This window comes from Agrobacterium sp. CMT1 (assembly GCF_037203725.1).
Lineage (GTDB): Bacteria > Pseudomonadota > Alphaproteobacteria > Rhizobiales > Rhizobiaceae > Agrobacterium > Agrobacterium pusense.
The window spans coordinates 26,451-40,172 of sequence record NZ_JBBCAR010000007.1; the positions used below are offsets into that span (position 1 = coordinate 26,451).

The 13,722-nt window shown below is 57.3% G+C and carries 12 protein-coding genes and 1 pseudogene; 8 read left to right on the top strand and 5 right to left on the bottom strand.

The genetic code is table 11. The features are described 5' to 3' along the window. Nucleotides 1-4: 4 nt before the first annotated feature. The gene (locus WA845_RS08765; RefSeq protein WP_112556405.1) at nt 5-1,513 is read left to right on the top strand and encodes a tripartite tricarboxylate transporter permease; all 1,509 of its coding nucleotides are present in this window, start codon (nt 5-7) and stop codon (nt 1,511-1,513) included. A 69-nt stretch (nt 1,514-1,582) separates the two neighbouring features. After that, nucleotides 1,583-2,563, top strand: a complete 981-nt coding sequence (locus tag WA845_RS08770; protein ID WP_112556403.1) for a D-2-hydroxyacid dehydrogenase — start codon at nt 1,583-1,585, stop codon at nt 2,561-2,563. A gap of 215 nt (nt 2,564-2,778) precedes the next feature. Here the strand turns inward: WA845_RS08770 and WA845_RS08775 are convergent, their stop codons facing one another. Continuing rightward, nucleotides 2,779-3,675 carry a LysR family transcriptional regulator gene (locus tag WA845_RS08775; RefSeq protein WP_006697895.1) on the bottom strand — a complete coding sequence of 299 codons (897 nt, stop codon included), beginning with the start codon at nt 3,673-3,675 and terminating at the stop codon, nt 2,779-2,781. Between the two features lie 136 nt (nt 3,676-3,811). Here WA845_RS08775 and WA845_RS08780 point away from each other — a divergent pair, with 136 nt between their 5' ends. After that, nucleotides 3,812-4,138 carry a nuclear transport factor 2 family protein gene (locus WA845_RS08780; protein WP_006697894.1) on the top strand — a complete coding sequence of 109 codons (327 nt, stop codon included), beginning with the start codon at nt 3,812-3,814 and terminating at the stop codon, nt 4,136-4,138. Next, nucleotides 4,135-4,914, top strand: coding sequence for an SDR family oxidoreductase (locus WA845_RS08785; protein ID WP_006697893.1), 780 nt, complete (start codon nt 4,135-4,137; stop codon nt 4,912-4,914). Before WA845_RS08780 ends, WA845_RS08785 begins: the two co-directional genes overlap by 4 nt. 29 nt (nt 4,915-4,943) lie before the next feature. On the opposite strand, the gene WA845_RS08790 is transcribed toward WA845_RS08785, so the two are convergent. Next, complete coding sequence (locus WA845_RS08790) at nt 4,944-5,411, bottom strand: MarR family winged helix-turn-helix transcriptional regulator (RefSeq protein WP_006697892.1); 468 nt, start codon at nt 5,409-5,411, stop codon at nt 4,944-4,946. Between the two features lie 143 nt (nt 5,412-5,554). On the opposite strand from WA845_RS08790, the gene WA845_RS08795 reads away from it, so the two are divergent. Next, a complete protein-coding gene (locus WA845_RS08795) occupies nt 5,555-6,346 on the top strand; it encodes an alpha/beta fold hydrolase (protein ID WP_006697891.1) in 792 nt (263 codons plus the stop codon). 16 nt (nt 6,347-6,362) lie between these two features. Further along, nucleotides 6,363-6,768, top strand: a pseudogene (locus WA845_RS08800) (GMC oxidoreductase); the annotation flags it as partial. A 386-nt stretch (nt 6,769-7,154) separates the two neighbouring features. Here WA845_RS08800 and WA845_RS08805 read toward each other — a convergent pair. Continuing rightward, nucleotides 7,155-7,652: a DUF6985 domain-containing protein gene (locus WA845_RS08805; RefSeq protein WP_006697889.1), complete on the bottom strand. Its 498-nt coding sequence runs from the start codon at nt 7,650-7,652 to the stop codon at nt 7,155-7,157. A 449-nt stretch (nt 7,653-8,101) separates the two neighbouring features. Here WA845_RS08805 and WA845_RS08810 point away from each other — a divergent pair, with 449 nt between their 5' ends. Further along, a complete protein-coding gene (locus WA845_RS08810; RefSeq protein WP_006697888.1) occupies nt 8,102-9,319 on the top strand; it encodes a GGDEF domain-containing protein in 1,218 nt (405 codons plus the stop codon). Nucleotides 9,320-9,468: 149 nt separating this feature from the next. On the opposite strand, the gene WA845_RS08815 is transcribed toward WA845_RS08810, so the two are convergent. Both WA845_RS08815 and WA845_RS08820 read right to left on the bottom strand, forming a co-directional pair. Beyond that, nucleotides 9,469-11,424 (bottom strand): methyl-accepting chemotaxis protein, encoded by a 1,956-nt coding sequence (locus WA845_RS08815; RefSeq protein ID WP_112556399.1) that lies wholly within the window; start codon nt 11,422-11,424, stop codon nt 9,469-9,471. Between the two features lie 512 nt (nt 11,425-11,936). Then, the gene (locus WA845_RS08820; protein WP_006697886.1) at nt 11,937-12,686 is read right to left on the bottom strand and encodes an SDR family oxidoreductase; all 750 of its coding nucleotides are present in this window, start codon (nt 12,684-12,686) and stop codon (nt 11,937-11,939) included. A gap of 110 nt (nt 12,687-12,796) precedes the next feature. On the opposite strand from WA845_RS08820, the gene WA845_RS08825 reads away from it, so the two are divergent. Next, entirely contained in the window at nt 12,797-13,702 is a 906-nt protein-coding gene (locus tag WA845_RS08825; protein ID WP_006697885.1) for a LysR family transcriptional regulator, read from the top strand. The last annotated feature ends 20 nt before the right edge of the window (nt 13,703-13,722 follow it).

Here is a 13,722-nt window from a genome sequence, read left to right on the forward strand (position 1 = left end):
ATACATGAACTTCGTTGACCTTCTCATGCTGGGCTTCAGCGAGGCCCTGACGCCGACGAACCTGGGCTTCTGTCTGCTTGGCGCTCTGCTGGGAACGCTGATCGGGGTGCTACCAGGTATCGGGCCGACGGCGACGATCGCGGTTTTGCTGCCGATTACGTTCTACCTTCCGCCTCTGGCGGGCCTCATCATGCTCGCCGGCATCTATTACGGCGCGCAGTACGGTGGATCGACGACGGCTATCCTCGTCAATCTTCCCGGAGAGGCGTCGTCGGTCGTGACCGCTGTCGACGGTTACAAGATGGCTCAGAAAGGAAGGGCCGGGTCAGCGCTTGCCGTCGCGGCGCTCGGTTCCTTCTTCGCCGGAACGGTCGCGACGTTCGGAATTGCTATCGCTGGTCCGACGCTATCGTCTTTCGCCCTTTCCTTTGGCCCGGCAGAATACGTGTCGCTGATGCTGTTCGGCCTTCTGGCGGCCACTATCCTCGCCCGCGGACCAGTCCTGAAGGCGATCGGCATGATCCTTCTCGGTCTGCTGCTCGGCATGGTCGGGATCGACGCCAGTTCCGGGGAGGAACGCCTTACATTCACTGCAGTCGAACTCTTCGACGGGATCGACTTCGTGGTCATCGCCATAGGTCTGTTCGGTTTCGCAGAGATCATCGAAAATCTTGAGAACGTCGAAGCTCGTGGTGTGCTTGTCAGCAAGCTCAGCCGCCTGTGGCCGACCAGAGAGGACTTCAAACGGGCCTGGCCGGCTGTCCTTCGCGGCACGGGTGTCGGGACGTTTCTCGGCGTACTTCCGGGCGGCGGAGCCACTCTTGCCTCCTTCTGCGCCTATTCGGTCGAGAAAAAAGTATCCAAGCGTCCCCAGGAGTTCGGCGAGGGTGCCGTTGAGGGTGTCGCCGGACCGGAGGCTGCCAACAATGCCGGCGCACAGTCCTCGTTTATCCCGCTTCTGACCCTGGGCATCCCATCGAACAACATGATGGCGATGATGCTGAGTGCGTTCATCATACACGGCATCACCCCGGGACCGACGGTACTGGCAACCCAGCCGGAAATCTTCTGGGGACTCGTTGCCAGCATGTGGATCGGCAACCTGATGCTCGTCGTGATCAACCTGCCACTGATCGGCGTCTGGGTGAAGCTCCTGACGGTCCCGTATCGTCTGCTGTATCCGGCAATCCTTCTCTTTTGCTGCGTCGGTGTCTACAGCATCAACAACCGCATATTCGACGTGGTACTGGCTGCCGGGTTCGGCCTGCTGGGATATGCCTTCCGCAAGGCCAAGTGCGAGCCGGGTCCGCTACTTCTGGGGTTCGTCCTGGGACCGTTGTTGGAAACCAACATCCGTCGCGCCCTGACAATTTCGCACGGAAACCCCAGTGTCTTCGTGGAGCGGCCGATCAGTCTGGTCCTGCTGATCGCGACAGCCGGCGTGCTTCTGCTGATGATCCTGCCGCCATTCCGCAAAACACGCGAAGAAGCGTTTCAGGAAGAAGAAGCCTGAGGCTGATCTTAAATTGAGCGGCCGCTTGAAAGCGGCCGCTGTTCTCCCTCTGAACCTGGTGTCCCCCCAATGCCTCATGCTTCCAGCAAGCCTCTTCGGATCGTCCTTCTCGATCGGAAGACCTTACCCGACGATATTCACTTTCGAGCGTTCTCCTTTGCTCATGAGCTCGTTCAGTTTGACCAGACGGCTCCCGACGAGGTGCCGGAGCGCATCAAGGATGCCGACATCGTCATTACCAACAAGGCCCCTGTGCGCGGTTCAGCGGTCGCGTCCGCTCCCAAACTTAAACTGGTCGCCGTAGCGGCGACGGGCACCGACGTCGTTGACGTCACAGCATGCGCGCAGCGTGGAGTCATCGTCTCAAACATCCGCAACTACGCCGTCAACACCGTTCCCGAGCACACTTTCGCTCTGATCCTTGCGCTTCGCCGCAGCCTGCTCGCCTATCGCAATTCGGTGCAGGCCGGACGCTGGCAGGAAGCAAACCAGTTCTGCTATCTCGACTTCCCGATTAACGATCTCGCCGGTTCGACGCTCGGCATCATCGGTGACGGTGCCCTCGGGCGCTCGGTGGCCGATCTTGGTCGTGCCTTCGGGATGAAGGTTCTTTTTTCGGACTACAAGGGCACCAGCGGAATGGGGCCGCTCTATACGCCGTTCGAAAAGGTCCTCGCGCTCAGCGACATCATCACCTTGCACTCTCCCTTGATGCCTTCGACCTGCAACATGATCTCGACCGCGGAGTTCGCACGGATGGCCAGGCGGCCCCTTTTGATCAACACCGCACGCGGCGGACTCGTCGATGAGGCCGCGCTGGAACACGCCTTGAGAAGCGGCCAGATCAGCGGCGCCGGCTTCGACGTCGTCACCACCGAGCCGCCTGCACGCGATCATCCGCTGATGCGGCTGCTCGATCTGCCGAACTTCATCCTGACGCCGCATGTGGCGTGGGCGAGCCGGGAGGCTGTGCAGTCGCTGGTCGACCAACTGATTGATAATGTCGATGCGTTCGAGCGCGGCGCCCCCACGAACACCGTGGCCGCTTGATCATGGCGGCAGTCGCGGACAAACGCGCGCAGCCTTCGGGATATCTCTGCCTCGATGATTTCGCGGAAGGTATCCGCCCATTTTATTGAGGCGAAGTAAACCTCTCGACAAGGGACTTTTGAACTTTAGCTGTGTCCCAGCAGTTAACCGGTTCAAATAGCTTCAAGAGTTTAAGAACGCCCAGCGTTCACTGGCATCGAACATCTGCACGCCGGTCATTCTCTTGCAAATTCGCGAGCAGCCTGAATGAATGCGGTGAACGCTGCAGGGGGGTTCTTCCTACCAGGGTAATACAACGCCAGCGGGGCCAACGAGGGCGTCCAGTCCTCAAGAACGCGCACCAGTCGCCCAGCCTCAATATCCTCTCGAACATCCGCTTCCATGAGATAACCAAGCCCCACCCCATTTTGGGCTGCTATCGTAACGAGGCTTGGCTCGTCCAGAGTGATCGCGCCTTGCACGTCGATCTGGAGTGCATTTCCGTCTTTCTCGAATTTCCAACGGAAAAGCGCGTTGTTCGGAAGGCGCGCGCGAATGCAGCGAAACCTGTAGAGGTCAGTTGGTACAATTGGCTTGCCATGTCTGCGCAGGAATTCCGGTGATGCGACGACCGCATTGCTGCGCTTCAAGCCCAAAGGCACGGCGATCATGTCGGCAGGAACGAGATCGGCCGGTCTCAGACCCAGATCAAAACCCGCCGCGACAATATCGACAATCCGTCCCTCCGTGACAAGGTCGATATGCACTTGCGGATACTTCTCCAGAAATGACAGGACGAGCGGCGCCATTACTTCTCGTGCTGCCGTGGCGAAGGCGTTGATGCGCAATGTTCCGCTCGGGGTCTCCTGAAGCGACTGGGCCGCGAGCATTGCGTCGCGGATGTCGGTCACCGCTGGTCCGACCCTTTCTACAAACGTCTTCCCCGCATCAGTCAGGGACACGCTTCGCGTCGTCCTGTTGAACAGCCGGATACCGAGGCGCTGCTCCAGCTTCGCGATGGAGTTGCTCAAGGCCGTTGTTGACATTCCAAGGTCGAGAGCCGCTGCGCGGAAGGTTCCAAGGCGGGCGATGCTGAGGACGGCATCAAGGTCAGCAAGGACGGAACGGGTCATTTATCCCTCTTTTCGCAATACCTCATCCTTATTTATCCCGCTTATCCCGTCAATAAGCTTGATCTATCTTCCAGCCAGTGGATATCGCGAAGGCGGAGCCACAGCCCAAGATACCAAAACGACGGGAGATACTACGATGATCGAACTACCCAGCGCTATCGAAGCCTATTTCGAAGCCGACAGGTCAGGCTGTCCGGACGCCATCGCTGCCACCTTCACCGAAAACGGGGTCGTCAAGGACAAGCGGAAGATTCACATCGGGCAGAAGGCCATTCGGGCGTGGATGACCGATGAGGCCCAGCAGTACAGCTACACGGTCAGGCCTTTCCTGATCGCCGTCGAGAATGGAAAGACCCAGGTGATGGCCCACGCAGCCGGCAACTTCCCCGGAAGTCCGATCGACCTTCGCTTTATCTTCGTCCTTTCGGGCGACAGGATTGCTGAGCTGGAGATCACCCTATGACGCCGTTTCTGACACTGGAGGGCCGTCGAACTCTCATCACCGGCGGGACGTCGGGCGCTGGCGCTGCGACTGTGGCTCAGTTCAAGGAGCTCGGCGCCCGCGTGCTGACAACCGCACGCAGAAAGCCGGAGGACTTTTCCGGCGCGGCCCTCGTCGAGGCCGACCTGACCACGATGGATGGCGTTCAGACAGTTGTTGACGCAGTCCACCGGGAGCTCGGCGGACTCGATATCCTCGTCAACGTGTTGGGCGGATCCTCAGCACCTTCTGGCGGCTTTGCGGCGTTGACCGAAGAGGAATGGGAAAAGGAATTTAACCTTAATTTCTTCCCTGCGGTGAGGCTGGACCGCGCCCTTATCCCCGGAATGATCGCGCAAGGAAGCGGCGTCGTCATTCACGTGACGTCGATCCAGCGCGTCCTTCCGCTGCACCAGGCGACGACCGGATACGCCTCCGCAAAGGGCGCGCTCAATACCTACAGCAAGAGCATCTCCAAGGAGGTTTCTCCCAAGGGTGTACGGGTGGTTCGTGTTTCTCCCGGCTGGATTGCAGATCCGGGCTCCAACGGTCTTGCGCTTCGTATCGCGGAGGAAGCCGGCATCAGCTACGACGAAGCTGTGCAGACGATCATGGACTCGCTTGGTGGTATACCGCTTGGCCGGCCGGCCAGGCCTGGAGAAGTCGCCGACCTGATCGCGTTCCTTGCGTCGGATCGAGCGTCGTCAATTACGGGTACAGAGCATGTGATTGACGGTGGGACCGTACCGACCGCCTGAGCATTGAGGCGATTTACCACTATCGAAGGTCAGGCGGGTGCGTCCCATCCGCCGATCTGGGAATAGATCGCGTCACGGAGATACCGGACATCGCGGTTAAGAGCAGCGAGTTCCTTTGGCGTCTGTGTAGAGGCCGCGAGCAGAGTGTTGCTGAGGCAGCCGGCCTTGTGCTGCAAGGCACGGCCGTCGTCGGTCAAGGCGATGACTACCTGCCGCTCGTTGCTAAGGTTGCGCGTCCTGCGCAGCAAGCCGGCGGTTTCGAGTCGCTTCAGCAGCGGTGTCAGCGTGCTTGATTCCAGAGCAAGGGCCTGGGCGATGGCGCCAACCGTCTGTCCGTCCTGGCTCCATAACACGTTGAGTACGAGATATTGCGGATAGGTCAGGCCCAGTTCATCGAGAAGAGGCTTGTATGCACGCTGGATCGCAATGGCCGCGGTGTAGATCGCATAGCATAGCTGGTCGTGCAGGGGCGGCGGATCGTTATGGCGTTTGGTCATTGTGAACTCCAGTTGCGTCAAATGTAACGAACGAAATCGCGAAAAACAATATCGCGATAATAATTATGTTGACGCACAGTTCGAAATCTGCCAGCTTTAATGTATCGCAATAAATGTTATCGCGAATAAAAGAGGAGAAAGTCATGACACGCAAGACCGCGCCCACCGTCGCAGCAATTGCAGCCGCAGCCACATTAACTGCCGCATTGCCGGCAAACGCAGCCGATACCATCCCCAGGGAGCAGTCCGTCAGAAACGTTGTCCTCGTTCATGGAGCCTTCGCGGACGGCTCCGGCTGGAAGGGGGTTTACGATAATCTGACCAAGCGTGGTTACCGCGTGACCATCGTCCAGAATCCACTGACGTCTCTCGCTGATGACGTTGCCGCGACTGCCCGCGCGCTTGAGCGTCAGGATGGTCCGGTCATTCTTGTCGGACATTCCTGGGGCGGCACTGTCATCACAGAAGCCGGTATCGATCAGAAGGTTGCCGGCCTCGTTTACGTCTCCGCGCTTTCTCCGGATGTCGGCGAAACGACGGCTCAGCAATACGAGGGTTTTGCTCCTGCATCGGAGTTCGTCATCGAAACCACGAAGGATGGATTTGGCTATGTCAGCCTGGATAAGTTCAAGGCTGGGTTTGCCCATGACGTCAGCGACGCCGATGTTGCGTTCATGAAAGATGCCCAGGTCCCGATCAATATGTCGGCGTTCAGCACGAAGCTTGAACATGCTGCCTGGCGTATGAAGCCCAGCTGGGCTGTCATCGCAACCGAAGACAAGGCGTTCGATCAGGCAATGCTGATCCATATGGCAGAGCGCATCAAGGCAAAAATCACAAAGGTCTCGGCAAGTCACGCACTGTTCATGACCCAGCCGCAGGTCGTGGCCGATACCATTGATCAGGCCGCCAAGGCCGTCTCCGCGAAGAAGTAATGGCAGGCACGGCGTCATCGGAACAGGTCTGGAAACACCGGAACATGGCTGGACGATGTTCAACGGACTTGCCCAGCCGAAGAGTCGGGGCCGGGCGACTCTCCGGCTCCGACGCAACTGATCCGATCCTGATCGAACCGAATTCACTCAGTGAGCCGGAAGGCGTGGCTGCCGCTTTGGCCGCCGTGGAATTGTGCCGCGTGCTCGGGAATAGTGAAAGTTTCGCGCCTCCGGTGAAAGGCGAAACTGCTCCGGGCGCGCGCGACCGATCGGGCATGATCAATTTTATTCGCCGCTCGGCCGTCACATACTGGCATCAGTCCTGTACTGCAAAGATGGGTCGTGACAGCATGTCTGTTGTCGATAACAAGCTGAAAGTCTACGGGATCGGCGGCCTCCGTATTGCGGACGCCTCCGTCATGCAGGCATCTCCGGTCTTCATGTGTCGGCGTTGAAGTGGGTCTGGCCAGGATTTCGGACGCCGAACAGTTCGTCTGCTTCCAGATTGCGCAGATTATTTTGGCATCTTCACCGAGATCGAAGAGCAAAATCTTTGGAATGCTGACGTGATTACGGACGAGATCACAACGACTGGAGAGGGGCGGCATTGTGCGACCGATTGTTCTTCACGGTTTCGACACGTCCGTTTAGCATCTTGTTTCTGCTGCGAGTGTGCGCCATGGCGGCGAGGAGGTGGGGACTTCCGATGTATAGCCCAGGTCGTCTCGCCTTTCATGGCTTTCTCAAACAACGTGTGGTGAGCGTTTTTCCTGATAGGTTCACACGCCCGTAAGCAAGTCTCGGGTACTCACTCGGCAATCCTAGTTGTGTATTCCGGGTTTCGCGCCTTGTAGACGACAGCCTCCAAAGCGGGATCTGCGTAGGCATTCACATTGGTCAGGTGACCATTATATCCGCCGACTTTCGTAAGCGTCGCACCGTTTTGCCAAACCATCATGAGGCCACGTTCGACATCCCAGCCGCACTCAGCCTGCATCACGACGTACCAGTTTTCATCGTCCTTTCGCCCTTTCTTGACGGTAACAGGTCCGGGAGTGACATGATCCCATATATCGGCGGGTGATTGTGGGACGCCCATTTCCGCGTCCAGCCATTCTGGTTTCCCGGCCTCTTCGTAATAGTCCTTGTAGAAGGCAAAAACGTGCCGCGTGTCCAAGAGCCTGTCCGCCTCCGTCAGCGCAAGAAACGAGGCCAGAGCAACAGCGGACCCCGGAGCGTCAGGATCAGGCTCTTCGTCCAGTTCAACTTCAGCGCCATCAAAATAAGAAACGACGATCGTAGTCATAAATCTGCACCTTCAATCCTGCCGCACGCCGATTTTCAATGCGCCTCCACGGGAGCGTCGGAGGCGCACTGTATCATGATGTTTCGCTGCCGGAAGGGATAGAGGGCGCAGGCAGCGCAGGCCGCGATGGGGGGCCTAGAGGCAAGACGCCTCTATCAGGTCCTCTGTATCTCCTTAACGGCCAATGTAACGAACATGGTCTAACTGCAGTAATTGAAAGTTCGGGTCGAATTAAAGCGCGGTGATGGGGCGGCTTTTTGGAAGACCGGTTCGTTTTTTGTTCAATGCTGTTAGTGACGTTAACCCGGCCTCTGCGTGCACCAGATTCCATCTAATTGCTGTGGTCAAAACAGATGATTTTGGCGATGGATTAAAGGCCCGCCAAGTTTTTTACCCGCCGTTCACGGGTTTCGCCGTACTGGTCACGACTTCTGAGAATGGGACATCAAATGCCCGACTTTTATACGCTCTTTCTCGTTGTCTTGCTGCTCGGTCTTTCTCAATGCCTTATTTGGGGTCTGGTGGTCTATCGCTACGGCGAGCTGAAGGCGGCACGTTATTGGTTCTCAGGCAGCGTTGCCAGCGTGCTCGGAGGAGCTATTCTGGCCCTCCAGGGAAATGATGGTCTGCTCATCCAGACTGTACTCGGTAACAGTTTCATAGTTCTGGGATTTTATCTGAACTGCGTGGGCGCCCGCTGTTTCCACGGCGCTCGATTAAAGTTGCTTTCTGTCGCTTGTCTTTTCGTGATCAGCGTAGTGCTGATGCTGGCAACTTTTTATCCCTGGTACGCGCGCAATCCTGTTTACACGTTGGCGCAGTTGTTGCCGCTAGCAATCACCGCAGCCTTTCTCTTGCGACACCATGGCGGCGATCTCGGCGCAATTGTCAGCAGCGGTGCAATGATCGTGGCCGTTTCCTCGCATGCGGTAATTGCTTGCGGCAACATCTTGATCGTCACCCGCCTAATGCCAGAACTGGACCTCAAAGCGGCAGCCGCTGTTGATCTCTTGGCATTCCTTTTTGCCGCAGTAGTCTGGAATTTCGGGTTCCTGTTGTCGGCTGTCGATCGGCTTCGAGGTGAAGTCGAACGCCTCGCCAATGAAGACGAACTGACGGGTCTCGCCAATCGTCGAATGCTGATGAACAAGCTTGCAGATATGTGTGGTCCGTCCCATACCAAACGTGTTTTTAGCGTCCTGCTTTTCGATCTCGACCGCTTTAAGGCGATCAATGACAAGTATGGGCATGCTGCCGGGGATGCTGCGCTCCGGCATGCCGCTGCCGTTGTTTCCGAGAAATTATCTGCCAACGATGTTTTTGCTCGGCTTGGCGGGGACGAGTTTTGTCTGCTTCTACCCGGCGTGTCACCCGTCGATGCCGCCGCCAGGGCGAGGGCAATGATCAAGGCGCTCACGGCAACACCGATGATATGGAATGACTGTCCCTTGGTGATAAAGACAAGCATTGGCATTGCCTGCTGCACGACCCTGGATAAAATCGATCCTGAGGCACTTCTCGACCAGGCGGACCGTGCATTATACGAGACCAAAAAACGTAGTCGAAACGGATACTCTGTCTATAGAGGTTCGTCTGGCTCTGCGATCAGCGGTAACGTGATACAGCTTAATGATTTCGTCGCAGCAGAGGCAAAATCCAAGTCTTGAAAGTGGAAGCCGAGGGAACTCCCACGACTTGCATCGCTCCTTCGACCGAAAACCCGCTTTTAATCTGCAAGCGAAGTTTCCGATCCAAGGCACTCGTGATGATGATCAACGGCCGGGCGGTTGGTCTGTCGCGCCGCGGCCGTAGATTTTTAGAACTCCTCCCAGCTGTCTTGCGCAACCGCGGCAGCCGAACCAGCCCCGAACGCGTTCGCAATCTTGCGGCCAAGGGCTCTAGCCGGTGATGCTGCAGGTCGTGAAGCTGGCGATGCCGAGCGAACGGCCGCAGGGGCTACAGACGAACGACTTGTGCTTGTGCCATCGGCTAGATTGAAACGCGATAGCAGCTGGTTGAGGGATGCCGCCTCCTTGGCGAGGCTGTGGCTTGCGGCTGTCGACTGTTCGACCATGGCGGCATTCTGCTGTGTGCCCTGATCCATGGTGTTGACGGCCGTGTTGATTTCCTGAAGGCCAACCGACTGTTCGCGCGAGGATTCGACAATCGCGGCGATATGACGGTTAATCTCTTGCACTTCCGTGACGATCACTTCGAGTGCCCTGCCGGTTTCACCCACCAGTGTCACGCCGGAGCGAACGTGTTCGCCGGATGTCGTGATCAATGCCTTGATCTCTTTCGCAGCCTTTGCAGACCGCTGGGCAAGTTCGCGGACTTCCTGTGCGACGACCGCAAAGCCCTTGCCGGCCTCGCCGGCGCGGGCGGCCTCAACGCCTGCATTCAAAGCCAGAAGATTGGTCTGGAAGGCAATTTCATCAATCACGCTGATGATGTTGGTAATTTCACCGGATGAACGTTCGATTTCGTTCATGGCGGTAACGGCCTGACGTACGACTGCTCCGGACTTTTCCGCACCATCACGGGCCCTCGCGACCAGATGGCCGACTTCTTCGGCGCGGTTGCTGCTGTCCTTCACGGTCGTGGTGATTTCCTCCAGAGCGGCGGCTGTTTCTTCGACTGAGGCAGCCTGCTGCTCAGTGCGCTTGGACAGGTCGTCGGCGGCAGAGCGAATTTCGTTGGCACCTGCATCGATGCCGCGAGCGTTCTCGCCGACGGCGCGCAACGCGTCATTCAGATTCGCGACCGAGCCATTGAAGTTGTTCCGCAGAGTATCGAGATGGGCAACAAACGGTGTCTCGATGCGATACGCGATATCACCATCGGCGAGACGGTCGAGCCCCTTGGCCAGTTGGTCAACGGCAAATTGGGTGTCGGCAGCGTCCTTCGCCTTTTGGGCCTCGCGTTCCAATCGTTCCTGTTCGGAAAGGCTGCGATTGGCATCAGCTTCTTTTTCCAGACGGATTTTCTCAAGAGCATTGTCGCGAAAAATGGAGACCGCCTTTGCCATCTGACCTACTTCGTCCTTGCGATCCTGACCATCGACGAGTGCAGTGGTCTCCCCCTGCGCCAGAGTGATCATGCGCTCGCGCAAAGAGGCGATAGGCGTCGTGATCCCCTTGGCGGCAACAACGAGTGACGCGATGATGCCGAGTGTGAATGTGATGCCGACAACCATCAGCGAGGTAAAGATGGTGGAGTTTGTTTGGTCGGTCAGTTCGTCACTTCTCGCAGCCACGGATTTCAAGACCTGGTCCAGAAACGCTGCGTTGTCGGTCGTCAGGGGAAGAATCAAAGAGTCCGCTTTTGCCAGGGTCGCCCTTGCCGGTTCGTCCTGATCAGCTTTACCCAGTTGAACGGCCTGGTCAGTCAAGACGATGACTTCTTTCGTTCTCTCAATGATTTTGTCTATCGCAGCGCTCTCACGTGGGAGAAGTTCTTTCGTGTGCTGGAGACGCTCAAGAAGCTTGCCTTTGCTATCGCTGTAAAAGTCGATAGCTGTTTTCATGGCCGGATCGTTTTGGCGGTAGGTCAGGATTTGATAGGCGGCGTAAGCAGTTGCGACGACATTTCGGTTTACGCGCGACATCTCGACACTGGCGCCAGCATCATTGGAAATGAAATCGGAGTAGCTCGTATCTGCTGCTTTGTATCGGGTTGCGATAAACGCCGTGGCACACAGGCCCACCACGCACAGAGGGATGATCAGGGATAGAATTTTCGTGCGAATGCTCGCATTTTTAAGAAACGACATATTTCCTCGCGGTTCTGTTTTGAAATCGCGAACACGAAGCAGGGAGCATTGCGACCGGGAACTGGTCGAATGAAAAAAGAACTCTGCTGCAGGGGATTCGGCATGGATATGAAGAATTACAGAAGGTGCATGCCGTCATGGCAACCTGATTTTGCTCTGTCTGCTGTTATGGTAAATTAGTTATCGTTTAAATGTAATTAAAGAAACGGCGGCGCTCATAACAAAAGCCGAGGGGACAGGACTTCGCTTTTCGAGCCGAAGCGACCTGTATCCACGAAGTGCAATTTGGCACGTCACCGGATCATCTCTTCAAGATCGAGGACGCCGAAACGGCATTTTCTTGCGTCGTATGCCGATCGCCAGTTGCAACCGTTTTGCGCCTTCATGCCGGCCACAGAAACCAGCTTGGCCGCTGACCGAAAGCAGACGTCACCAGCGATGCGCGCCTTGACATCCGACAACCGTCGGAGCCCGGCGCGCTGCTGTCACCGGATTCCGTTGCTTGGGGAGTGTCACAATGTGCCCATGCCACCGTCGATCATGATCTCGCTGCCGACCGTGTAGGCGGCTTCGTCCGATGCCAGGAACACTACCGCCTTTGCAATCTCGGACGGTTCGCCAAAGCGGCCGGCCGGGACCAGATTTTGTATGCTCTCAGCGACATTCTTTAGGTCAGTCTCGGTGAAACCCAGCTTGCCATAGAGCGGTGTAGAAATGGGACCTGGGCTCACCGCATTCAGCCGGATACCGCGTGTGATCAGTTCGCCGGATAACGTGCGGATGAATGACTGTAGTGCCGCTTTCGAGGCGGCGTAGACACTCGAGTTAGGCATGCCGATGTGGGCATTGACCGAGGTGTTCAGTACGATCGAAGCCGGATTGGCCAGTATCGGCAGTAGTGCCTGCAGCAAAAAATACGGGCCTTTCACATTGATGTCGAAGACCCTGTCAAAACCTTCTTCGTCCCATGCTTCCAAAGGCTTGAGAAGGGCAACGCCTGCATTGATGAAGACGATGTCCAGGCTCCCGAATGCCTCCCTGATCGTTTCAGCGACGACCTTCTGGCCATCCACGTCGGCAGCGTCTGCCTTGATGACCAGTACACTGGGACCAAGCTCCCGCCGTGCAGCATCCAGCGTCTCGGGATTGGTTCCCGTGACTGCTACGCGCGCACCCTCACTGATGAATTGACGTGCTGTCTCAAGTCCGATGCCGCTGGTGCCACCGGTGATGAGCGCCCGCTTGCTTTTGAGCCTACCCATAATCCGAATTCCTTCTCGTTGTGTGGGTTTTCGTAAGTGCGAATGTGGCGCAAGCATGCTGTTCGTACTACTGTGCCAATGGCGGACGTACCTTTCGGAAAGGCCGAACAATGAAGCTGGATGGCATTGCGAGTTTCGTGGCTGTCGCCGAAGAGGGCTCGATCAGCGGGGCGGCACGCACGCTCAGGCTGTCAAAATCGGTCGTGAGCGAACGCCTGGCGGAATTGGAACGCAGCCTCGGCGCTACTTTACTCCACCGTACGACACGTCGCGTTTCGGTGACGGAAGATGGCGCTGCCTTTCTCGAACGCGCCAAGCGCATCCTGCGAGAGGTCTCTGAGGCAGCGGCGGATTTGTCCGAGCGGCGTGGAACGCTGGGCGGTCCAATCCGCATTGCTGCGCCTGTTACCTTCGGGCGGATGCACCTGGGACCGGCTCTGTATCCGTTTCTGGCTGCCAATCCCGAAATTGAGATGTCGCTCGAACTCGACGATCGGCGAGTCGATATTGCATCAGACGTTTACGATGGCGTCGTGCGCCATGGGGCGATTGACGATTCGAGACTGATGGTCTGGCGTTTGGCGCCAAGCCGCCGTGTCCTGGTGGCCTCCGAGGCCTATCTGTCGGTCAACGGGATGCCTGCAACAACTACCGAACTCGCTGCCCATAAGGGTTTGTTCTACACGAACCGGGGTGTTGCGGATTGGCGTTTCCTTACGCCTGGAGGCATTGAAATCGTTCGTGCACGCATTGGATTCAGAGTGAACAACGGCGACATGCTGCGAGATGCGGCAATCGCCGGTCTCGGTATTGCACTCCTTCCGCTCTTCATCGCAGGACCGGACATTCGCGATGGGAAGCTCAAGATCGTCGATGTCGGCGTTCGGCCGGATGCGGAATTCGTCTTTCTTGCGCACCCCGAGGGTCGCCGTCCTTCGGCAAAACTGCGCGCACTGGCGGCTCACTTGAAAGCGTCGTTCGGGGACCCGCCCTACTGGGAGGATGGCGTGGGTTAAGGGACGCATCATAACGGCCC